Genomic DNA, 22,691 nt, shown 5'->3' with positions numbered 1-22,691 from the left:
AAAATAATATAAATTTTAGCAAAATGAAAAAACATTTTATGACTACTTTAAAAGCATTATTTGCTTTTGGAATAATGACAGTATCATTTACAGGTTGTAGTGATGATGATACTCCAAATGCGCAAGTAGGAGAACCAGGAACAGAAAATAATCGTTGGATAACTGTTGCTGGATCTTTACAAGGATCTGCTGCAGGTTCTGTTGCAGGAGATGGAAATGGAGGAATGGTAGTGTATGCTATTAGTGAAGAAGATGCGAAAAATCCTGAAAAGGAATTTAGCATTTTTGCAGAAGGTTTTCTTGTGCCTTCACAAAGAACATCTCGTGTGTACACATCAACAGATGGAAATACTTTATATGCAATCCCTTATAATGGAGACAATGGAGGTATTTTTAGTAGATATAAAATTGGAGGAGGTAAAAACTACTCTGAAGAAGGAGCAAGAGTTAATTTAACTCCTTATGTAACAAATGCACCTCGTTGGGGGAAATTATACGATAATGATAAAACAGGTGTAGCAAATAATATTGCAGGTGTAGCAAATAAGTTTGATGCCAATAATGTTTATCAATATACAAGAGGAACAGCGAATACTATTGCAATTGATTTACAAAATCCTCAAATCAAAACTAATCAAACTTTTGAAATAAAATTAACGCCAGAAGAAGAAATAAAAGGTCATTATGTGTTTAGAATGGATTCACCTACTTTAAACAAAGCGGGAGATAAATTATTCATAGGAACATGGATGCGTAAAGCAGATCCTGTTACAGGAAACGTTAACCAAGCAACATTTGATCGTTTAGGATCTAAGACTATTGTTGTAGATTATCCATCACTTACAAATCCAAAAGTTATTACGTCTACTGTTAGTCATGGAGATACTTCTGGTTATAGAAGTTTAAACAGTTTCTTATCTGATGATGGATTTGTTTATCAAGCAACTTCTAGAGATCAAAGTGGAGGACATATTTTAAGAATAGGTCAAAACAATGAGTACGATAATTCTTATGTATTTAATTTAGATACAGCTTTAGGATTAAAAGGTGTAACAGTAGAAAACTGGAAATATGCAGGTAACGGAATTGCTTATTTAATGTATTCTCATGAAAATGCAACAGTTTCTTCATTAACTAATCAACCACAAAGTTTCTTAGCAAGAGTAGATTTCAATTCAAGAACAGCTACTCAAGTTAATTTACCTTATGATATAGATATGTATTTCTTCCAACATCAAGGAATTTTAGTATATGGTGATAACGTGTATATTCCATTATCTCCAATTGGAAAAGATGGAAACATATATGTTATAAACAGAAGAAGTGGAGTAGTAACAAAAGGAGCTAAGCTGAAAAATGTAGCTGGTGCTCAATTTGTTGGAGCTTTCTAATATTTTATAAAAATTTAATCAATAAAAAAGGATTGCATTTGCAATCCTTTTTTATTGAACTTGTTTAAACTTCAAAAAACTTTATTGATTAATCCTCTCTTCGAGGACCATTTTCTCTATTTTTTAAGATGTTTTCTACATCTTCTAATTTAAATCCTTTTGCTTTTAATAGAATAAGATAGTGATAAAGTAGGTCGGCAGATTCATCTAAAAACAAATCATCATTATTATCTTTTGCTTCAATTACAACCTCTATTGCTTCTTCACCAACTTTTTGAGCAACTTTATTAATTCCTTTTTTGTACAATTTGTTTGTGTAAGAATCAGGGTCATTATCTAAATCTATACGATCGTTAATTGTTTGTTCTAATTCATAAACAAATCCTCTGTTAGATTCTTCTTTAAAACAAGTTACAGAACCAGTATGACAAGTTGGTCCATAAGGTTTTGCTTTAATAAGAATTGTATCTTGATCACAATCAATAGCAATATTTTTTACTTCTAAAAAATTACCAGACTCTTCACCTTTTGTCCATAATCTATTTTTTGAACGAGAGAAAAAAGTAACTTTTCCTATTTCTTGTGTTTTATCAAAAGCTTCTTGATTCATATAACCTAACATCAAAACTTGATTATTAAGATAATTCTGAATAATTACGGGAACTAAACCGTCATTATTTTTAGTGAAATCAATTTTCATCGTACGGGTATATTTTGTTCTTTTAAATAATTTTTTAATACTGGAATTGGAATTTCTCCAAAGTGAAAAATACTAGCAGCTAATCCTCCACTTGCTTTTGTTTGAGTAAAAACTTCTGAAAAATGCTCCATTTTTCCTGCTCCACCAGAGGCAATCACGGGAATATTAACTAAATCTGAAACGGCTTTGGTAATATCAATTTTAAAACCAGCTTTTGTACCATCTCCGTCCATAGATGTTAATAGAATTTCACCAGCGCCTAATTCTTCGACTTTCTTTACCCAATCTAATGTTTGCCAATCGGTTTCTATTTTTCCACCGCTAATAAAAACTTTTTGTACGCCATTTATATCTCGTGTATCAATTGCTACAACAACACATTGCGAACCAAATTGTGCTGCCAAATCTTTAATTAATTGAGGGTTTTTTACTGCCGATGAATTAATCGATATTTTATCTGCACCAGCTTTTATTACAACAGCCGCATCTTCTACAGAATTAATTCCTCCACCAACTGTAAATGGAATATTAATAGCTGCTGCTATTTTTTCAACCATTTCAGCTAATGTTTTACGTTTTTCTTGCGTAGCAGTAATATCTAAAAAAACTAATTCATCTGCTCCTTCATCAACATATTTTTTAGCTAATTCTACAGGATTTCCTGCATCTCGTAATTCTTCGAAATTGATACCTTTTACTGTTCTTCCATCTTTAATATCTAAACATGGAATGATTCGTTTTTTTAACACTGTTTGTATTTTAGATTTACGATTTTAATGTTTTTAAATGATTAAGTTTCTATCCGAATAACGTATTAACCAAATAACTTAACAACTTCTTTCAATTCAATTCTTCCTTCATAAATGGCTTTACCAAGAATTGCTCCTTCACAACCTAATTCTTTTACTTTTATTAAATCGTCAATAGAAGAAACACCACCAGAAGCAATTAATTTTATATTCGTGTTTTTTAAAATTTCTTTATATAGATCATTCGATGTTCCTTGAAGCATTCCATCTTTTGAAATATCTGTACAAATCACATATTCAATTCCTTGTGTTTGATATTCGTTAATAAAATCTATCACATCTAATTCAGAGGTTTCTAACCAGCCATGTGTAGCAATTTTACGATCTTTTGCATCTGCACCTAATATAATTTTCTCTTTTCCGTATTGAGAAATCCACTCATTAAATAATGTTGGATTTTGTACCGCAATACTTCCTCCAGTAATTTGATTTGCTCCACATTCAAAAGCAATTCTACTATCATCATTAGATTTTATTCCTCCTCCAAAATCAACTTTTAAATTCGTTTTATTGGTAATTTGTTCTAATGTTTTATAGTTAATTATTTGGCTAGATTTTGCACCATCTAAATCTACTAAATGCAGATATTGAATACCATAATCCTCAAATTCTTTTGCGACTTCTAATGGATGTTCATTGTATATTTTTTTTGTGTTATAATCACCTTGCGATAAACGAACACATTTTCCATCTATAATATCTATTGCGGGAATAATTCTCATCATTTATTATTTTGATAACATTAGAAGTAGATTATAAGGCTTAAGTATTCTTAAGCCTTAAATCAGATCTTCTTATTTAATTTCTTTCATTATTTCTTGTACAGCTCTTTCTAGCTGTGGGTCTTTATTTTCTAATCTATCCAAAAATGTATTTTTGATGTAGATATCTGGACTTACACCAGTTTTTTCTAAATTCTGACCATCTAATGTATAAGTTCCCCAAGAAGGAAGTCTGTAAAATGAACCATCAACTAATCCTTTTCCAGAAGTAAAAATGATCCATCTGTAAGTTTCTTGCCCAATTATTTTTCCTAATTTCAAGGCTTTAAATCCAGCAGCTGTCATCTCCGCATCACTTAAAGAATATTCGTTTATTAATAACACAATTGGTTTTGCAGCGGGGGCGAAATTTGGTTGTACTGTTAATTGTCCTTCACGGTATTTCCATTTTAAATACGGACGTTGAGATAAAAAGTTTAAGACCTTATCGTGTACATTTCCTCCTGTATTAAAACGTAAATCTAAAATAACACCATCTTTTCTATTTTCTTGTTCCACCATGTCTAACAAGAAAACATCCAATTCGCTAGATGTCATATTTTTCATGTAAGAATAGGCGATTCTATCATTGCTTAATTGTTTTACACGTTGACGATTTTCGTAAATCCATTCATCGTATAAAAGACCTCTAAAGCTTGTGTTAGAAATAGGGTGAATTTTTGTTGTGATAGTTTTTCCATTTCGATTGAATTCTAACGTTAATTCATCTAGTTTTTTTGGTGTTGTGAAATAGGTTTCACGATTTTTAGTTTCGTCCACCTTTTGTTTATTTACAGCAACTAAAACATCGCCTTCTTTTATATCAACATTTTTAAGGAATGCAGGAGATTTTCTTACAATTCTATCTACAACAAATGGTTGATCGTTTTTGAAAACTAATCCTGTTTCATTCGTAAAATAATTTAAATATTTGCTTTCCTCTTTTCCGTTAGAAGTAAATCCTAAGTGAGAAGAATTTAATTCACCCAGTAAATCATTTAATAAAATACGTAAGTCGTTTCGGTTATTTACAAAAGGTAAATAATTTGCGTATTGTGACTTTTTAGCTTTCCAATCTATTCCATGAAAATTTTCATCATAAAAGTTTTCTTCAACTCCAGCCCAAGCTTCATCATACATTTGTGTAAATTCGGAAGCTAAGTTTTTATTAAAATTATAACTTAAATTAATTTTCTCTGGACTGTTAGAGTTAACGCCAAATTTGTAAACAGTATCATCAATCAAAGCAAATAAATTTTTATCATTTTTGATGATGTAATCAACACCTTTACTAAAAACTTTATCTGTTTTATCATCTTCAAACTCCGAAGTTGTCTTTTTATACAATTGGAATTTTCCGTTATCTTGATTTGAATTATAGAATAAAAGTTGTTTTTTATCCTCTTCAAATACAAAAGGATTGGTTTGATACCCAAAACGATCGGTTACTAATTCTATTCTTTCTAAGAAACCTTCTGGATTAACAGTTAATTCTTTCAGTTCCTTTTTTTCTTCTTTCTTTTCCTTTTTCTCAGCTTTTTTCTCTTCTACAAAGAGTTTATCAAACTTTTCTGATTTGTATGCTTCATCAAACCAATCTAAAGAAGCGCGGTAAATATTAGATTTTTGCATGCCCATTGGATAAGATGGATTTGTTCTGTCACTTGCAAAATAAATATATTTTCCATCTGGAGACCAAGTAGGAGATTCTTCTGTAATTCCTGTATTAGTAAGGTTTATAGTTTTTTTATTTTTGATATTATAAACAAAAATATCTAGTTCGAAATTACGCTTAGCATTAAATAATACATACTCATCATTTGGAGAAAATGATGGTTTAGAATTTTGAAAAGCCCAGATTTCATCTTTTACAATGGTTGTAGATTTTAGAGATTTTAAATCTAACAATCTAACCTCATCTCTTCCACTTAAATATACAGCTTGAGATAAATCGTGACTAAATGTAATATCTCTATTGTTTCTTAAGTCTGATGTTAATTGTTCAGATTTTCCTTTTCCATTGGCAGAAGTTTTAAACCAATTCTGATATCCGTTATAAGTTTGATTGAAAATTAAATTCTGATTGTCTTTTAACCATTTTACTTCTAATACACGTTCTTTACCATCTGTAATTTGGTTAATAAATTTTCCTTCGATATCCGAAACAAAAATAATTCCTCGACTAATGAATGCTAATTTTTTACCATCTGGTGATACATCGAAAAATGAAACTCCATCAGCAACATCAAAGTTTTGTTCTTTTGCAATTACTTTACTTGTGTTGACATTTATATTAACAGGATTGGACGTTTTTGAAGCGATATCATAAATAAATAACTGATAATCTTTTTCAAAAATTACTTTTGTTCCGTTCGCTGCAACAAATGGTTTTCTAATAGAAGTATCAAACTTTGTTAAGGCTTCTTTTTTTCCGTTTTCTAATTTATATAGATTGTATTCTCCATTATTTTCATCAGAAATAAAATAGATAGTTCCTTTTTTATCAACAGTCGCATTAAAATCTTTTCCGTTGTATGTTGTTAGTTGTTTAAATGCTTTAGAAGTTGGATTGTAACTTAATAAATCTGGATTATTTTCTCCTTTGTATCGTTTACGTGTAATTTGATTAGCACTTTCTGTAGAGTTTGTAAAAATATAATCTCCATTTGGTGTTTCTACTAAACCATTGGTTGTATTAAAATAATTGGTAAATAATGGTTGAGGTGTTTTTCCGTCAATATCTATTTTAAAACTCCCGAAATTATTATTCTGATTCGATGTAAAATAAATTGTTTTACTATCCCAACTCCAACTTTCTACATCGTCTTTTGCTTGGTGAAATGTTAGTTGTTTAATCTCTCCACCATTAATTGGCATTACGTAAACATCGTAATTTCCGAATTGATTAGAACTGAATGCTAACCATTTTCCATCTGGAGAAACTCTGGGATTAGTTTCTTCTCCTTCTAAAGCCGTTATACGAGATGCGTTTCCTCCATTTGCATCTACTTTCCAAATATCGCTATCATAGCTGAAATAGATAGTTTTTGCATCTGGACTAAATGCCGGATTTGACGTGAAATATACTTTTTCTTGTGCCGATAGTTGAGTTATCGTAAAGACTGAAAGTAAAGTAAAAACTGTTTTTCTCATGTGTTTGTATTCTTTCTATAAACTTAAAAAATTCTCAAGGATTTGTTCTCCAATTCCTGCTGATTTTTCTGGGTGAAATTGTGTCGCATAAAAATTATCTTTTTGTAATGCAGCAGAAAATTCTAAAATGTAATCTGTTTTAGCAATTGTATAATCAGACAATTCACAATAAAAGCTGTGAACACAATAAACATCCGAAGCTTCGTTTACTTTATTGAATAGAGTAGACTTTAATGCTGTAATAGTATTCCAACCCATATGTGGGACAATTTCTGTTTTAGGAAATAATTTTACTTTAATTGGGAAAATATTTAAACAATCTGTATTACCTTCTTCCGAGTATTCACACATTAATTGTTGTCCTAAACAAATACCTAATGTTGGTTGTTTTAAATTTTTAATGACTTGATCTAATCCTTTTTCTTTAAGGTATTTCATAGCCGAACTTGCTTCTCCAACTCCTGGAAAAATTACTTTATCGGCTTGATGGATTTCTGTAAAATTATCTGTAATTATAGCATCATATCCCAAACGAGTAACCGCATTGTAGACAGATTTTACATTTCCAGCATTGTATTTTATTATTGCAATCATCTTTTGTTTTTAAATGTTGTTAAGTGTTTAAGTTGTGATGTGTTTATTTTTTTGAAAGAATTTACAAACAGACTAACTTAAACACATCGTAACGCTATAGCATTCCTTTTGTACTTGGAAGAATCATTTTGTCGGAATCACGTTTTACAGCCACTTTTATTGCTTTAGCAAATGCTTTAAAAATAGCCTCTATTTTGTGATGCTCGTTTGTTCCTTCCGCTTTTATATTAAGATTAGCTTTTGCTCCATCTGTAAAAGATTTAAAGAAGTGATAAAACATTTCTGTCGGCATTTGCCCAATCATTTCACGTTTAAAATCTGCTTCCCAAACCAACCAATTTCTTCCTCCAAAATCAATAGTAACTTGTGCTAAACAATCATCCATAGGAAGAGTAAAACCATATCTTTCTATACCTAATTTATTTCCTAAAGCTTTAGAAAATACCTCACCAAGCGCAATTGCTGTATCTTCTATCGTGTGGTGTTCGTCGACTTCTAAATCTCCATCTACCTTTACATTTAAATCCATTTGTCCATGACGTGCAATTTGATCTAACATGTGGTCAAAAAAATGAATTCCGGTAGAAATGGCTGATTTTCCAGTTCCATCTAAATTCAGTTCAATTTTTATTTTTGTTTCGTTTGTATTTCGTTCAATTGAAGCTGATCTATTTTCCAGTTTTAGAAATTCGTAAATCTCTTTCCAAGAAGTTGTTTTTAAAGCAACAACGTCATCTAAGACATCATCATTCACAATTTCATTCGCTCCTAAAGTTTCATCATTTACAATGAAAATTCCTTTTGCACCAAGATTCTGTGCCAATTTTACATCAGTTATTCTATCTCCAATAACAAAAGAGTTGGCTAAATCGTAAGCAGGATTATTAATGTATTTTGTTAATAACCCAATATTAGGTTTACGCGTTGGAGCATTTTCGTGAGGAAAAGTTTTATCGATATAAATAGCTTCAAATTTTACACCTTCATTTTCGAATGCTTTGATAATAAAATTCTGAATTGGCCAAAAATTTTCCTCTGGATGCGATGTAGTTCCTAAACCATCTTGGTTTGTTACCATGACTAATTCGAAATCTAATTCTTTAGCTATTTTACCTAAGTATGTAAATACTTCAGGATAAAATTCTAGTTTATCGAAACTGTCGATTTGGTAATCACTCGGTTCTAAAATCATTGTTCCGTCACGGTCTATATAAAGTATTTTTTTCATTTCTGTAAGTTATTTTTTAAGATTTAAGGTGTAAGATTATAAGATTTAAGGTTTTTGATTTTTTAAAAATTTCTCATAACCATTTAAAAGCTTTCCTATTTCTTCAGTATCTTTTTTAAATTCGTAATATTTTTCTTGTGTAATATATTCTAGATCTTTACTTAAGATTAAAAAATATTTAACCTCTTCCAATGAACCTTCTGCAATATTTATAAAACTTAATTGATGAGGAATAGTCTTTTTCTTTTTTCCTTCAACAATATTTGCTGAAATTGAAACAGAAGCTCGTCTTATTTGACTTGTTAAGCCATAAATTTCTTCTCGAGGAAATGATTTAGTTAATTCATAAATATTTAAAACAAGTTTGTGTGATTTCTGCCAAACAATAAGATTTTAAAAGTTGTCATAGATTTAATCTTTTTAGGTTAAGTTTAATAAGTTATAAATTTTAAGTATAAAAATTATAAGATTAAATTTTTTCTTATATCTTAAAAACTTACGTCTTATGTCTAAATCTAAAAACTTAAGAACTGGCTTATTAATTTCTCATTTTCTTCTTTTGTTCCAACAGTTATTCGAAGACAATTTTCACACAAATCATCGTTCGTTCTATTTCTAATTACAATTCCTTTTTTTATTAATTCGTTGTAACGTCCTGTGGCGTTATCAACTTTTATTAAAATAAAATTCGCATCGCTTGGATAGATCTTTTTTATAAAAGAAAACTTTTGTAAAGCTCTTTCAAGATATTGCTTTTGATTGAGAATTGTTTTAGTTGAGAATTTTATTTTATCATAATCGTTTAAGATTTTCAATGCTTTTTCCTGCGTTAATTGATTGATATTGTATGGAGGTTTTATCTTATTTAACACTGCTATAATTTCGGCACTTGCATATAAAATTCCTAAGCGAATCCCCGCTAAACCAAATGCTTTAGATAAAGTTTGAATAACAATAAGATTAGGATAATTTTTGATTTCCTCTAACCAAGATTTTTCATCAGAAAAGTCAATATAGGCCTCATCAATAATCACTAATCCATCAAAATTTTGTACGATTTCTAAAATATATTCTTTCTTAATTATTTCTCCTGTGGGATTGTTTGGAGAACATAGAAAAATCATTTTAGTGTTATCATCTATTTTATTGAATATATCTTTTACATTAGGTTGAAAATCAGATTCATTTAATAATGATTTTCTATATTCAATAGCATTTAAGTTTGCTAAAACATTATACATTCCATAAGAAGGAGAAATAGAAATAACATTGTCTTGATTTGGTTCACAAAATGCACGAAAAATTAAATCCAATACTTCATCGCTTCCATTACCTAATAAAATCTGATCTGCTGGAAAATTCTTAAGTTGACTTAAAACTGCTTTTACATTTCGTTGTAAAGGATCAGGATAACGATTTAATCCATTATCGAATGGATTTTCGTTTGCATCTAAAAAAATGAAATTATTATTAATTTCTTGAAATTCGTCTCTTGCCGATGAATAGGCTTTCATGGCTTTTACATTAGAACGAATAATATTATTTATGTTGAACATGTTTTTTAGTTGTTGTGTGATTATGTTTTTGCTTTTAATAATGTAATGCCTTAAAATTTAATAACTGACTAACTTTTTAGACGAAGCGTTACAGCATTTTTATGAGCAAATAATTCTTCTGCTTCTGCCATTAATTCTATAGCGGGACCAATATTCTGAATTCCTTCTTTTGTTAATTTCTGGAAAGTGATTTTCTTAATAAAACTATCTAAAGAAACACCAGAATAATTCTTTGCATAACCATTTGTTGGTAAAGTGTGATTTGTGCCCGAAGCATAATCTCCAGCACTTTCGCAACTGTAATTTCCTAAGAAAACAGAACCAGCATTTATTATTTTGTCAGTATAATCTTCAGCTTTTTCATAAGCAAAAATTAAATGTTCGGGCGCATAAATATTAGAGAAATTGACACAATCATCTATACTTTTTAAAACAATTCCTCTCGAATTTTCCAAAGCTTTTGCAGCAAATTCTTTTCGAGGTAATACGTTTAATTGTTTTTCTAATTCTTGAATTGTTTCGTTTAAAATATTCTCATTATCCGTTAATAAAATTACTTGAGAGTCGACTCCGTGTTCAGCTTGAGATAATAAATCTGCTGCGACATATTTTGGGACAGATGTGTTATCTGCGATAACTAATACTTCACTTGGTCCAGCGGGCATATCAATAGCAACACCAAAATTTTGAGCAACTTGTTTTGCAGCGGTTACATATTGGTTTCCTGGACCAAAAATTTTATCTACTTTTTCAATAGTTTCAGTACCGAAAGTTAACGCACCAATTGCTTGTATTCCGCCAATTTTATAAATAGTATTTATTCCGATAAGATCTGCTGTATATAGAATTGCAGGATTAATTTTACCTTCTTTGTTTGGAGGAGTGCACAATGTAATGTTTTTACAATTGGCTAATTTTGCAGGAATCCCTAACATTAAAACAGTAGAAAATAATGGAGCTGTTCCTCCAGGAATATAAATCCCGACATTTTCTATTCCACGAGATTCTCTCCAACAATTAACACCTTTTGTTGTTTCAATTATTTTTATTTCTTCTTGTTGAGCTGAGTGAAACTTCTCAATATTTTTAGCAGCTAATTGTATAGCATTTTTTAAATCATCAGTAATTAAACTTTTTGCCTCTTCTATTTCTTGTTTGGAAACATAAAGATTAGACAATTTTACATTGTCAAACTTCTCTGTAAGTTCTATTAATGCTTTATCTTTTTTATTTTGTATCTCATCAAAAACATTTAAAACAACTTGTTGCAAATCTTGTGTTTCTTTTGTTGGACGATTAGATAATTCGAGCCATTCTGTTAATGGAGGATATATGTATGTGTTCATTTTTTTCAGTGTTTATGTGTAGCAGTTTTTCAGTGCTAGAGGTTTTTGTGATTTATAACTTAAATACCTTTCAACTTAAAAACATTCTAACTGTTAAAGAATCATTTTTTCTATTTCTAATACTAAAATACCTTCTGCGCCAAACTCTTTTAATTGTTCGATAATTTCCCAAAAAGTATCCTCTTTTATAACAGTATGTATAGAAGACCATCCTTCTTGTGCTAATGGTAAAACTGTGGGAGATTTCATTCCTGGTAATAAGGCAATAATTTCATCTAGCTTATTATTTGGCGCATTAAGCAGAATGTATTTGTTTTCTGAGGATTGTTTTACAGCTTCTATTCTAAAGATTAAACGATCTAAGATTGCTTGTTTTTCTTGTTCTAAATTTTTATTAGAAATTAAAATAGCTTGAGATTCTACAACGGTTTCAACTTCTTTTAATCCATTTGTTAATAAAGTAGAACCTGTAGAAACGATATCAAAAATGGCATTTGCTAACCCAATACTTGGTGCAATTTCTACGCTCCCGCCAATTTCTTCTATTTTAACATTGATTCCTTTCTCATCAAAGAAATTTTGTAAAATACGAGGATAAGAAGTCGCAATTTTTTTATCTTGGAAGTAAGATAAATCGGTATACTTTTCATCTTTCGGAATAGCTAAACAAAGTTTACAACCTGCAAATCCTAACTGACGAATGTTGATAACATCTTTTGCTTTTTCCCAAACTTCATTTTCTCCTAAAATACCAATATCAGCAACGCCTTGTTCTACATATTGTGGAATATCATCGTCACGAAGGAATAAAATTTCGATTGGAAAATTAGGAGATTCAGTTCTTAATTTTCGAGTACTTGCTGGTATTTTTATACCGCAATCTTTTAATAATTCGAGTGATTTTTCACTTAGTCTACCACTTTTCTGAATGGCTATTTTTAATTTACTCATTTTCAATTTTATATTTTTAGTTTGAGTAAATCGCGAAGAAATAGATTAAATAACCATAGAAGTAACAAAAAAAATCCCGTTTGATTTACTCAAACGGGATTTAGATATATTATTTGACACATGTCCATATCACAATCAGCTCGCTTGAGTGCAAGTATGATGGTGATGATGATGGAATTGTATTGTGTACATTTTCTTTCTTTTGTTGAAGCAAAGGTAAAAAAGTTTTTTTGTTATTTCCAAATTTATTATTTCAATTGATTACTTTTAGACTAATAAATCAATAATAAAACATGCTAAAAAATATCATTTTTCTACTAATTATTTCAACCACAATTTCGTGTTCATCTTATCGATTTAGTCAACCAGAATATGGTGTGAATAATGGTGGTAATAAAGAAATTAAACTAAAGAAAGTTTATAATTTACGTGATTTAGGAGGGATAGAAAATCAAGACAATAAAAAATTAAAAACTGGTAAAATTTATAGAAGTGCAAATTTAGAAAAACTGAAATCTTCTTCTTTTAAAGATTTAGAAAAACTAGGGATTAAACAGGTTATTGATCTAAGAACTTTACAAGAAATTGAGGATAAACCCGATCATTTACCTTCGGATATAGAATATATAAACCTAAGAGCGTTTGAAGATAAAGGAGATCAATTGACAGAAGCTAGAAAATTAGTTTTAAAAGGAAAAGTGAATGCTGAAGATGCAGAAAAAAGAATGTTAGATTTTTATGTAGAATATGTAACAGAAAAACCAGAAGTTATTAAACAAATTATTCATGAAATTTTAGATGCCGAACAACCCGTTTTATTTCATTGTACAGCAGGAAAAGATAGAACAGGAATTGTTTCTGCACTGATTATGAAGATTTTAAATTTTGATGATGAAACGATATTTCAAACCTATTTACAATCAAATAATCAACGAGAAAAGATTATAAAAAAGAGATTGAAATTGGCAAATAATCTTCATTTTCTATATCCAAAAATGGATATTGGTGTTTTAGAAAAATTAAGCTGGATAGAACGTTCCTATCTTCAGAAAAGTTTTGATACAATTGATGAAAAATATGGTTCTATGGATAATTATATTCGAGATGTATTAGGAATATCTGATGAGGCAAGAAGAAGCTATCAAGCAAAATACATGGAATAAATGTTGATATACTTAAACAGTAAAAACAGAGTAAGATAAAAACTTTATAGTATTTTTGTAGAGATTTATGTTAGAAAAGAAAGAAACAAATTACGAAAAAGTCGTTTTAGTAGGATTAATTACACGTGAACAATCCGAAGAAAAACTGACTGAATACATGGATGAATTAGAGTTCCTAGCTTATACAGCAGGAGCTACAGTTGGCGAACGTTTTACACAAAGAATGGATAAGCCAGATTCTAAATTTTTTGTAGGAAGTGGAAAATTAGATGAAATTACTGCTTTCGTAGAAGAATATGACATTGATACAGTTATTTTTGACGACGAATTAACGCCTTCTCAACTAAAGAATATAGAGAAAGTTGTTAACAAAAAAATTATAGACCGTACACAATTAATTTTAGATATTTTCGCACAAAGAGCACAAACATCTTATGCGCGTACGCAAGTAGAATTAGCTCAATATCAATATTTATTACCACGATTAACGCGTATGTGGACTCACTTAGAGCGTCAGCGAGGTGGTATTGGTATGCGTGGTCCTGGGGAAACGGAAATTGAAACAGATAGACGTATTATCCGTGATAGAATTACATTATTAAAAGAAAAACTAAAAGGAATAGATAGACAAATGGCGACACAACGTAAAAATCGTGGAGCTTTAGTTCGTGTTGCTTTAGTTGGATATACCAATGTTGGTAAATCTACTTTAATGAATGTTTTATCGAAGTCGGAAGTATTTGCAGAAAATAAATTATTTGCAACTTTAGATACAACTGTTCGTAAGGTGGTAATTGGAAATCTACCATTTTTATTAACTGATACAGTTGGGTTTATTAGAAAATTACCAACACAATTGGTAGAGTCTTTTAAATCTACTTTAGATGAGGTAAGAGAAGCAGATTTATTGGTACATGTTGTAGATATTTCACATACAAGTTTTGAAGATCATGTAAATTCGGTTAATCAAATCTTAGCAGAAATAGAATCTAAAGAAAAACCAACTATTATGGTTTTTAATAAGATTGATAATTTCTCTTATGTGAAACAAGATGAGGACGATTTATCTGAGAAAAAGTTCGAAAATTATTCGTTAGAAGATTGGAAACGTACTTGGATGGCAAAAACAGATTATCCAACATTATTTATTTCGGCAACTGAAAAAGATAATTTAGAAGATTTGCGTAAAACAGTTTATGAAGAAGTAAAGGATATTCATACAAAGCGTTTTCCTTACAACAATTTCTTATTTCAGTATTACGAGGAAGAATCTGAAGAAGAAACAGAAGAATAAAATACAAGAAGAGTTCAAAAATGAACTCTTTTTTTTGTAATTTAAAATCTCTTTAATTTTTATAAAATGATTCTGAACGAAATAAAATTCACATTACAAGCTTTGGCAAATCCTGAAAAAGCAAAAATATTAATGCGATTTTTTAAAACAGATAAAGGAGAATATGGAGAAGGAGATACTTTTTTAGGCATAACTGTTCCAGAACAACGATTAATTGCTAAACAATATTTTCAGAATATATCTCTAAAAGAAATAGAAGATTTATTGTCTTACAATATTCATGAATATAGACTAACGTCTTTATTGATGTTGGTTTTTAAATACGAAAAAACAAAAGACATTCAAGAGAAAAAAGAAATCGTATTATTTTATTTATCTCAGACATCTCGTATTAATAATTGGGATTTAGTAGATACAAGCTGTTACAAAATAGTTGGGCATTATTGTTTTCACGAAAATGAGGAACAAATCTTATATAATTTAGCTTCGTCAGATGATTTATGGGAAAAACGAATAGCAATAGTTTCTACGATGTATTTTATTCGTCAACAATCATTAGAAATCGTTACTGAAATGGTTTTAAGAAATATGAATCATTCTCACGATTTAATGCACAAAGCAAATGGCTGGATGTTGAGAGAAATGGGGAAAAAAGATGAAAGTGTTTTAATTGATTTTCTTGATGAGTATGCAATAAAATTACCAAGAACTTCTTTGCGTTATGCACTAGAAAAATTAGAACCTTCTGTAAAAGATTATTACATGAAATTAAAATAAAAAAGTCGCTTAGTAAGCGACTTTTTTATTTATATTATGAAACTGTTTATAGCCAAAAAGAGGCATAAACAAATTATTAGATAAATTTTAAACAGGCTCTAAAATTATAAAGTAAATTTTTTACAGGATAACGTGACCTAATTTAGTTAATTTTTGGCGATCTAAAATTTTAATTTTTCGACCTTCTCCTTCAATTAATCCGTCTGTTTTAAACTCAGAAATTAATCGAATAGCAGACTCTGTTGCTGTACCAATTAAATTAGCCATTTCTTCGCGAGTCAATGAAATATTTATAAAACCATCTTTGTCTGTACCAAGTTTCCCTTCTAATAAGATTAAAACCTCGGCTAAACGTTCGCGAACAGTTTTTTGTGCTAAATAAGTAATTGTTCTAGCATATTCACCTAAATCTTTTGCAATACGTTGTAAAATATTAAAAGCTAATTTAGGGTTAACTTCTAAGAATCTTAAAAAGAATTTTTCTGGAATATAATAAATTTCAATTGGCGTCATTGCTGTTGCAGATGCTCCAAAAACTTCTTGACTCAAGATAGATCGATAACCGATAATGTCTCCTTCGTTAATGAAACGTAGAATTTGTTCTTTTCCATTAAAACCAATCTTGAAAAGCTTTGCTGTTCCTTTTATGATGCAGTAAATTCCTTTAGGCGTGTGTCCTTCTTGAATAATTTCATCACTTTTTTTAAAATTTAGAACTTTTTTTTCTTGTTCAAACTCCAATAATTCTTCTTTACTAAAAACTCCAAAAGCTTCAGGAGTATCAAACATAGCTTTAATAGAGGCTACATTTTCATTAAATTCTGACATGTATTATTAGTTATGACTTAATTCATACAAAGTTAACGTTAATTCTGCTAAAAGGAAAGTAATTTTGCAAAATAGTATGGAAGAAAATTGTTTTCATTGTGGTCAACTGATTGAAGAAGAGGTAATTCAGTTCGATGATAAGGACTTTTGTTGTCAAGGTTGCAAAACCGTTTATGAAATATTGAATGTAAACGATTTAAAGGATTATTACGATCTTAATCGTAATGCTGGAGTGCGTCCGGACGGAAAAAGTAATCATCAATTTGACTTTTTAAACACAAAAGAAATTTTTGATAAAGTTGTCGATTTTTCTGATGATGGTGTAACGGTTGTGTCATTTTTTGTCCCCGTAATGCATTGTACATCTTGTGTATGGTTATTAGAGAGTTTAAATACCATAAATTCTCATATAATTTCTTCTAATGTAAACTTCTCTCAAAAAACAGTTCAAGTAACTTATAGAGACGAAGAATTAAAATTGGGTGACTTAGCTCGATTCATTACAAATTTGGGATATAAGCCATCAATTAATCTAAAAACATTAGATAAAAAGAAGAAAAGTAAAGTAGACAGGTCGCTAGTTAGTAAACTGGTAATTGCAGCTTTTTGTTTTGGAAATATTATGTTACTATCTTTTCCAGAATATGTAGAAGTTTTTGGAAATGTAAAAGAACAATGGTTAGATCAGAATAAAGGATATTTCCGTTGGACGATGTTTGCACTTTCTTTACCTGTTTTTTTCTATTCATCAACAGATTATTTTGTTTCTGCTTGGCAAGGACTAAGAAATAAATACATCAATATCGATGTACCAATTGCCTTAGGAATTATTGTTATAATGTTTAAGTCGACTTATGACATTATTTTTGATATTTCTCCTGGATATTTTGATACGCTAGCAATGTTATTGTTTTTAATGTTAACAGGAAAATGGTTTCAACAACAAACAATGCAAGCTTTAGCGTTTGATAGAGATTACAAATCTTTTTATCCAATTGCAGTAGCAAAATTAGAAAATGGACATGAACGACCAATTTTATTAGCCGATTTAAAAAAAGGAGATAGAATATTAATTCGTAACGAAGAAATTATTCCTGCCGATGCAATTTTAATGAAAGGCGAAGCAATGATTGATAATTCATTTGTTACAGGAGAATCAAGATTAATTTCTAAAAAAGCAGGAGATAAAATTTTTGCTGGAGGTAAACAATCTGGTCATGCAATCGAATTAGAAATTATTTCGGATGTTAATCAAAGTTATTTAACTCAATTGTGGAATAATGAAGCTTTCCAGAAAGAAGAATCCCAATTAAATGCATTAACAAATAAAATTAGTCACTATTTTACTTTAATCATTTTATTCATAACAGCAATTTCTGCTGTCTATTGGTATATTCACGATACTTCAAAAATATTAGATGTCGTAACATCAATTCTAATCATAGCATGTCCTTGTGCATTAGGTTTATCATCTCCATTTATTTTGGGACACATGATGCGTATTTTTGGAAACAAACGATTCTATGTTAAAAATACTTCTACCATAGAACGAATGGATAAAATTACTGATGTAGTTTTTGATAAAACAGGAACGATAACAGAAAGTGATGAAGCACAAATTGTGTACGAAGGTTTAGAGTTAACAGATTATCATAGACAGTTAGTGAAATCTGTAATTAGAAACTCTAATCATCCGCTTAGTAGAAGCTTGTACAAAAAACTAAAAGTTGAAGATAGTTTTGCCATTACAAACTACGAAGAAATTGTTGGTAAAGGGCAACAAGCAGAAGTAGATGGTCAATTGATAAAGGTTGGTTCTGAGAAGTTTGTTGGAGCTATTTTTAATGAGTTAAGATTAAATCAATCTCAAGTTTATATAGCGATTAATGGAGAAGTTTTTGGTAAATTTGTTTACACAAACAGATACCGAAAAGGTTTAGATAATTTACTGAATGAATTGCATAATTATCAACTGCATGTGCTTTCTGGAGATAATGATTCTGAAAAGGATTACTTACAGACAATTTTTCCAAAAAGTGCTCATTTGATTTTTAATCAATCCCCAGCAGATAAATTAGATTATATAAAGAATTTAGAAGCTAGTGGAAAAAAAGTAATGATGTTAGGTGATGGTTTAAATGATGCTGGAGCTTTAAAACAAAGTACAGTTGGAATTTCAATCTCCGAAGATATTAATAGTTTTTCTCCATCGTGTGACGGAATCTTGGATGCGAAAAGTTTTAAAGCAATTCCAAATTTCTTAAAACTTTCACACAAAACAATGTTTTTTGTGAAGATAGCTTTCATTATAAGTTTTCTATATAATATCATAGGTCTTAGTTTTGCCGTTTCTGGTTATTTACAGCCAGTTGTTGCCGCTATTCTAATGCCAATAAGTTCTATTTCAGTATTAATATTTGCTACTGTGAGTACTCGAGTTGCAGATAAATTAACAAAATGGAATTTAGATTGATTTTAAATTAGGGATATATATAGCCCTCTGACCAAAATCATTGTGATATGAACTTGGGGCTTTGTAATTTTGTGGAGCTATGGGGATATTATTATTAATGATATTAGTTAGTGTCTCGTTGGGGGCAATTTTTCTACTTCTATTCTTTATGGGATACAAGAAGGGGCAATTTGATGAAGACGAATCTCCAGCAGTGAGAATGTTAAAAGATGATAAAAAAACAAAAGATAAAATCGACTCATAATGCAAATGCAGACTTTTAGTTACGACAACAAGATCGTAAAGTATTTTCTATATGCCACATTGTTTTGGGCAGTTATGGCATTTTTCTTTGGCGTGTTGGTTGCAACATTGTTATTTTTTCCTACGTTACCAGAGTATATCTTTGGATCTGATGATGGTACGATAGGAGGTAATATTCAAGGTTTAATCAATTCTCAAGGAACGCTAGGATTTGGTAGATTAAGAATGATTCACACGACTTTTGCGGTTTTCGCATTCGTAGGAAACTCTTTCTTTACTGGAGCTTATTATTCAACACAAAGATTGTTAAAAACCAGAATGTACAGCGATGTTTTAAGCTGGATTATCTTCTGGGGATGGCAATTATTCATTGTTTTATCATTTGTAACGTTCATCTTAGGATACAATACTTCTAAGGAGTATGCTGAACATGAATGGCCAATTGATATTTTAATTGCGATAGTTTGGGTATTATTTGGTACACAAATGTTTTTAACTATTGCTAAACGTCGTGTACGTCACTTGTATGTTGCAATTTGGTTTTACATCGGAACTTGGGCAGCTATTACAATGTTACACGTTTTTAACAATTTAGAAATACCAGTAACTTTTAGTTTAACAGCTCCAAAATCATATTCAATTTATTCTGGAGTGCAAGATGCATTAGTACAATGGTGGTACGGTCACAATGCGGTAGCATTTTTCTTAACAACACCAATCTTAGGATTAATGTACTACTTTGTACCTAAAGCTGCAAATAGACCTGTATTCTCATACAAATTATCTATTATTCACTTTTGGTCTTTAATCTTTATTTATATCTGGGCTGGACCTCACCACTTGCTTTATACAGCATTACCAGGTTGGGCACAAGCTGTAGGTACAGGATTCTCTATCATGTTAATCGCTCCATCTTGGGGAGGTATGTTAAATGGATTATTAACATTACGTGGTGCATGGGATAAAGTAAGAGAAAATCCTATATTAAAATTCTTCGTAGTAGCACTTACTTGTTATGGTATGGCAACTTTCGAAGGACCAATGTTAGCTACAAAAACATTAAATAAAATTGGTCACTTTACAGACTGGGTTCCTGCTCACGTACACGTTGGTACATTAGGTTGGAACGGATTTATAGCATTTGGTATGATTTACTATTTAGTACCAAAGTTATTTAATACAAAATTAGCTTCTGTTAAAATGGCTAATGCTCACTTCTGGATTGGTACTTTCGGTATCTTATTCTGGGTAATTCCTATGTATGTTGCAGGTTGGACACAAGGTTTAATGTGGAAACAATTCGCAGCAGATGGAACATTAGAATATGGTAACTTCTTACAAACAGTTACAATTCTTAAAAAATGGTTATATCCATTACGTGCTTTCGGAGGAACATTATATTTAATTGGTGCTTTCTTAATGATTGCTAACGTAATTAAAACTGTAAGAACTGGATATTTTGTTGCAAATGAAGAAGTGGAAGCTCCTGCATTAGCTCCAAAAACAGCAGCTCGTACACAAGGTGAAGGAGTTCACTCTTGGATTGAAAGAACACCAATCGTTTTAACTGTTGGAGCTTTATTAACAGTAGCGATAGGAGGTTTAGTGGAAATTGTACCAACAATTGTAGTAAAATCAAACGTACCAACAATTGCAAGTATCAAACCATATACTCCATTAGAATTAGAAGGACGTGATTTATATATTAGAGAAGGATGTAATGCTTGTCACACACAAATGGTTCGTCCATTCCGTGATGAAGTAAAACGTTATGGAGAATACTCTAAAGCAGGTGAATTCGTTTATGACCATCCATTCTTATGGGGTTCTAAAAGAACAGGTCCAGATTTACACCGTGAAGGAGGTAAAAACCCAGATGCTTGGCATTACAAACACATGTGGAATCCACGTTCTACATCAGATGGATCTATCATGCCTCGTTACCCATGGTTAGTAGAAAATACATTAAACCGTGAGTTAACTCGTGATAAAATGAAATCTATGGTTGCATTAGGAGTTCCTTATCAACAAGAAGATTTTGATAGTATGCAAGTTTCTATGAACAAACAAGCTTTAGCTATTGAGACAAGTATCTTTAAAGATGCATCTGACTTAAAAGAGTTATACGCTAAGAAAGAAGCAGAAGCTAAGAAAGATGGTAAGCAATTTGTTCCATTAAGAGATCGTGAGATTACAGCTTTAATCGCTTACTTACAAAGATTAGGAACTGATATCAAGGCAGATCAAATCGAGACAGCAAGTAACTAATGTTAAAATATTACAAAGAAATCCTTTCTCAGTATGAGTATGCATCTTTGTTGCAAACATTGATTTTAATAGCGATGGTAGTTGTTTTTGTAACAATTTTCATCAAAGTGGCAAAAAAGCCAAAAGGCTATTATAAAGAAGATGAACATGCACCATTAGATTTAGAACCAGAAGAGGAAGAAAAAAACAATACAAAATGAGACAACGTACCCCGGCTTATATTTTTATACCGTTAACGCTTTTAGCAGTTATATTAGCGTTCACAATGGTTACGCCAGTAGATGTAGTTCCAGAACCAGGATTTCAAGGTATGGTTAACAATTTACTTGAGCATTTAAAGCATGTTTTTGCACAAGGAATTTTTTGGGCAGTATTAGCAGTTGCTGTTGTAATGCTTTTAATTATTAATGCTTTAAACAGAGTTGTTGAAGCAGAGAAATTTAAAAGATTATCTGAAGAAGAGCAAAAGCAATATTTAGAAACTGGTAAAATAGGTTACTTCAAACGTTTATTTAGTAGTGCTTCTAAAAAACAATCTGATGAAGAAGAGGAAGCTATTATATTAGACCATGGTTTTGATGGAATTAAAGAGTTAGATAATGCTTTACCACAATGGTGGTTATCATTATTCTATTTCGGAGTAGTATTTATGATTGTTTATGTAATGGCGTATAGTTTCACAGACTTTGCTCACATGGATAAAGAATACGAAGAAGAAATGGTTTATAAAGATAAAGCTGATAGTATTTGGGCTGTAGCAAATGATATAGACATTACTGGAGCTATCAATAAATCTAATGACCCTGCTGTTGTTGAAGAAGGTGGAAAACTTTTCGCTCAAAACTGTGTACAATGTCACATGGAAGGAGGAAAAGGAGGTATCGGACCTAACTTAACAGATGATTATTGGGTAAATCATGTAGAAGATAGCTTATTCAAAAATATCTATCATATCGTATATAACGGTTCTCCAAAAAATCCTCAAATGCGTGCATTTGGTCAGCGTAAAGAGTTATCTGGATTAGCGATAGAGAAAATTGCTTCTTATGTATATTACATTAACCAAAAAGAGCCAACAAAAACAGTTGCAGAAGGTGCAGCTGCTCCACAAGGAGATTTGATGGAAGATTGGAAACAAAAGTAATTTAGAATCGTT

Annotated in this window: 20 protein-coding genes; 9 read left to right on the top strand and 11 right to left on the bottom strand. The window is 30.5% G+C overall.

Going from position 1 to position 22,691, the window contains the following annotated elements; translation table 11 throughout:
- Positions 1-23 precede the first annotated feature (23 nt).
- Positions 24-1,391 carry a hypothetical protein gene (locus BUA86_RS00740; protein ID WP_072928920.1) on the top strand — a complete coding sequence of 456 codons (1,368 nt, stop codon included), beginning with the start codon at positions 24-26 and terminating at the stop codon, positions 1,389-1,391.
- 88 nt (positions 1,392-1,479) lie between these two features.
- Here BUA86_RS00740 and hisIE read toward each other — a convergent pair whose 3' ends face one another.
- The 10 genes from hisIE to hisG all read right to left on the bottom strand — a co-directional run bounded on the left by hisIE (position 1,480) and on the right by hisG (position 12,489).
- Positions 1,480-2,091: a bifunctional phosphoribosyl-AMP cyclohydrolase/phosphoribosyl-ATP diphosphatase HisIE gene (hisIE, locus tag BUA86_RS00735; RefSeq protein WP_072928918.1), complete on the bottom strand. Its 612-nt coding sequence runs from the start codon at positions 2,089-2,091 to the stop codon at positions 1,480-1,482.
- Positions 2,088-2,840: an imidazole glycerol phosphate synthase subunit HisF gene (hisF, locus tag BUA86_RS00730; RefSeq protein ID WP_072928916.1), complete on the bottom strand. Its 753-nt coding sequence runs from the start codon at positions 2,838-2,840 to the stop codon at positions 2,088-2,090. Before hisF ends, hisIE begins: the two co-directional genes overlap by 4 nt.
- Positions 2,841-2,905: 65 nt before the next feature.
- Positions 2,906-3,622 (bottom strand): 1-(5-phosphoribosyl)-5-[(5-phosphoribosylamino)methylideneamino]imidazole-4-carboxamide isomerase, encoded by a 717-nt coding sequence (gene hisA, locus BUA86_RS00725; RefSeq protein ID WP_072928914.1) that lies wholly within the window; start codon positions 3,620-3,622, stop codon positions 2,906-2,908.
- A gap of 72 nt (positions 3,623-3,694) precedes the next feature.
- Positions 3,695-6,814 (bottom strand): S41 family peptidase, encoded by a 3,120-nt coding sequence (locus tag BUA86_RS00720; RefSeq protein ID WP_072928913.1) that lies wholly within the window; start codon positions 6,812-6,814, stop codon positions 3,695-3,697.
- 15 nt (positions 6,815-6,829) lie between these two features.
- A complete protein-coding gene (gene hisH / locus BUA86_RS00715; protein WP_072928911.1) occupies positions 6,830-7,408 on the bottom strand; it encodes an imidazole glycerol phosphate synthase subunit HisH in 579 nt (192 codons plus the stop codon).
- 94 nt (positions 7,409-7,502) lie between these two features.
- On the bottom strand, positions 7,503-8,636 hold the full coding sequence (gene hisB / locus BUA86_RS00710; RefSeq protein ID WP_072928909.1) for a bifunctional histidinol-phosphatase/imidazoleglycerol-phosphate dehydratase HisB: 1,134 nt from the start codon (positions 8,634-8,636) through the stop codon (positions 7,503-7,505).
- A 45-nt stretch (positions 8,637-8,681) separates the two neighbouring features.
- Entirely contained in the window at positions 8,682-9,023 is a 342-nt protein-coding gene (locus BUA86_RS00705; protein WP_143147216.1) for a four helix bundle protein, read from the bottom strand.
- 128 nt (positions 9,024-9,151) lie between these two features.
- Positions 9,152-10,192: a histidinol-phosphate transaminase gene (gene hisC, locus BUA86_RS00700; RefSeq protein ID WP_072928907.1), complete on the bottom strand. Its 1,041-nt coding sequence runs from the start codon at positions 10,190-10,192 to the stop codon at positions 9,152-9,154.
- A gap of 68 nt (positions 10,193-10,260) precedes the next feature.
- Positions 10,261-11,538 (bottom strand): histidinol dehydrogenase, encoded by a 1,278-nt coding sequence (gene hisD, locus BUA86_RS00695; protein ID WP_072928905.1) that lies wholly within the window; start codon positions 11,536-11,538, stop codon positions 10,261-10,263.
- 93 nt (positions 11,539-11,631) lie between these two features.
- A complete protein-coding gene (gene hisG, locus BUA86_RS00690; protein WP_072928903.1) occupies positions 11,632-12,489 on the bottom strand; it encodes an ATP phosphoribosyltransferase in 858 nt (285 codons plus the stop codon).
- Between the two features lie 293 nt (positions 12,490-12,782).
- Here hisG and BUA86_RS00685 point away from each other — a divergent pair, with 293 nt between their 5' ends.
- The 3 genes from BUA86_RS00685 (at position 12,783) to BUA86_RS00675 (ending at position 15,723) form a co-directional block, all read left to right on the top strand.
- Complete coding sequence (locus tag BUA86_RS00685; RefSeq protein ID WP_072928901.1) at positions 12,783-13,652, top strand: tyrosine-protein phosphatase; 870 nt, start codon at positions 12,783-12,785, stop codon at positions 13,650-13,652.
- Positions 13,653-13,719: 67 nt separating this feature from the next.
- On the top strand, positions 13,720-14,946 hold the full coding sequence (gene hflX, locus BUA86_RS00680) for a GTPase HflX (RefSeq protein WP_072928899.1): 1,227 nt from the start codon (positions 13,720-13,722) through the stop codon (positions 14,944-14,946).
- 66 nt (positions 14,947-15,012) lie between these two features.
- Positions 15,013-15,723: a DNA alkylation repair protein gene (locus tag BUA86_RS00675; protein ID WP_072928897.1), complete on the top strand. Its 711-nt coding sequence runs from the start codon at positions 15,013-15,015 to the stop codon at positions 15,721-15,723.
- Positions 15,724-15,843: 120 nt separating this feature from the next.
- On the opposite strand, the gene BUA86_RS00670 is transcribed toward BUA86_RS00675, so the two are convergent.
- Entirely contained in the window at positions 15,844-16,551 is a 708-nt protein-coding gene (locus BUA86_RS00670; protein ID WP_072928896.1) for a Crp/Fnr family transcriptional regulator, read from the bottom strand.
- A gap of 76 nt (positions 16,552-16,627) precedes the next feature.
- On the opposite strand from BUA86_RS00670, the gene BUA86_RS00665 reads away from it, so the two are divergent.
- From BUA86_RS00665 to BUA86_RS00645, 5 genes are all read left to right on the top strand, one after another.
- Positions 16,628-19,024, top strand: a complete 2,397-nt coding sequence (locus BUA86_RS00665) for a heavy metal translocating P-type ATPase (protein WP_072928894.1) — start codon at positions 16,628-16,630, stop codon at positions 19,022-19,024.
- 79 nt (positions 19,025-19,103) lie between these two features.
- Positions 19,104-19,268, top strand: coding sequence for a cbb3-type cytochrome oxidase assembly protein CcoS (ccoS, locus tag BUA86_RS00660; protein WP_072928892.1), 165 nt, complete (start codon positions 19,104-19,106; stop codon positions 19,266-19,268).
- The gene (gene ccoO / locus BUA86_RS00655) at positions 19,268-21,535 is read left to right on the top strand and encodes a cytochrome-c oxidase, cbb3-type subunit II (RefSeq protein WP_072928890.1); all 2,268 of its coding nucleotides are present in this window, start codon (positions 19,268-19,270) and stop codon (positions 21,533-21,535) included. The genes ccoS and ccoO overlap by 1 nt, the downstream gene beginning before the upstream one ends.
- Positions 21,535-21,735 (top strand): hypothetical protein, encoded by a 201-nt coding sequence (locus tag BUA86_RS16015; protein ID WP_072928888.1) that lies wholly within the window; start codon positions 21,535-21,537, stop codon positions 21,733-21,735. Before ccoO ends, BUA86_RS16015 begins: the two co-directional genes overlap by 1 nt.
- Positions 21,732-22,679 (top strand): cbb3-type cytochrome c oxidase N-terminal domain-containing protein, encoded by a 948-nt coding sequence (locus tag BUA86_RS00645; RefSeq protein WP_072928886.1) that lies wholly within the window; start codon positions 21,732-21,734, stop codon positions 22,677-22,679. Before BUA86_RS16015 ends, BUA86_RS00645 begins: the two co-directional genes overlap by 4 nt.
- Positions 22,680-22,691: the final 12 nt, after the last annotated feature.

Source organism: Chishuiella changwenlii, assembly GCF_900142565.1.
In the GTDB taxonomy this organism is placed as follows: domain Bacteria; phylum Bacteroidota; class Bacteroidia; order Flavobacteriales; family Weeksellaceae; genus Empedobacter; species Empedobacter changwenlii.
The sequence above is the reverse complement of the archived record's forward strand: the minus strand, read 5'-3'. Positions and strand labels throughout refer to the sequence as shown.

Bases quoted from the DNA above. Each gene is read 5' to 3' on its own strand.
- BUA86_RS00740 (WP_072928920.1), top strand. From the start codon at position 24: ATGAAAAAACATTTTATGACTACTTTAAAAGCATTATTTGCTTTTGGA.
- hisIE (WP_072928918.1), bottom strand. From the start codon at position 2,091: ATGAAAATTGATTTCACTAAAAATAATGACGGTTTAGTTCCCGTAATT.
- hisA (WP_072928914.1), bottom strand. From the start codon at position 3,622: ATGAGAATTATTCCCGCAATAGATATTATAGATGGAAAATGTGTTCGT.
- BUA86_RS00720 (WP_072928913.1), bottom strand. From the start codon at position 6,814: ATGAGAAAAACAGTTTTTACTTTACTTTCAGTCTTTACGATAACTCAA.
- hisH (WP_072928911.1), bottom strand. From the start codon at position 7,408: ATGATTGCAATAATAAAATACAATGCTGGAAATGTAAAATCTGTCTAC.
- hisB (WP_072928909.1), bottom strand. From the start codon at position 8,636: ATGAAAAAAATACTTTATATAGACCGTGACGGAACAATGATTTTAGAA.
- hisC (WP_072928907.1), bottom strand. From the start codon at position 10,192: ATGTTCAACATAAATAATATTATTCGTTCTAATGTAAAAGCCATGAAA.
- hisD (WP_072928905.1), bottom strand. From the start codon at position 11,538: ATGAACACATACATATATCCTCCATTAACAGAATGGCTCGAATTATCT.
- hisG (WP_072928903.1), bottom strand. From the start codon at position 12,489: ATGAGTAAATTAAAAATAGCCATTCAGAAAAGTGGTAGACTAAGTGAA.
- BUA86_RS00685 (WP_072928901.1), top strand. From the start codon at position 12,783: ATGCTAAAAAATATCATTTTTCTACTAATTATTTCAACCACAATTTCG.
- hflX (WP_072928899.1), top strand. From the start codon at position 13,720: ATGTTAGAAAAGAAAGAAACAAATTACGAAAAAGTCGTTTTAGTAGGA.
- BUA86_RS00675 (WP_072928897.1), top strand. From the start codon at position 15,013: ATGATTCTGAACGAAATAAAATTCACATTACAAGCTTTGGCAAATCCT.
- BUA86_RS00670 (WP_072928896.1), bottom strand. From the start codon at position 16,551: ATGTCAGAATTTAATGAAAATGTAGCCTCTATTAAAGCTATGTTTGAT.
- BUA86_RS00665 (WP_072928894.1), top strand. From the start codon at position 16,628: ATGGAAGAAAATTGTTTTCATTGTGGTCAACTGATTGAAGAAGAGGTA.
- ccoS (WP_072928892.1), top strand. From the start codon at position 19,104: ATGGGGATATTATTATTAATGATATTAGTTAGTGTCTCGTTGGGGGCA.
- ccoO (WP_072928890.1), top strand. From the start codon at position 19,268: ATGCAAATGCAGACTTTTAGTTACGACAACAAGATCGTAAAGTATTTT.
- BUA86_RS16015 (WP_072928888.1), top strand. From the start codon at position 21,535: ATGTTAAAATATTACAAAGAAATCCTTTCTCAGTATGAGTATGCATCT.
- BUA86_RS00645 (WP_072928886.1), top strand. From the start codon at position 21,732: ATGAGACAACGTACCCCGGCTTATATTTTTATACCGTTAACGCTTTTA.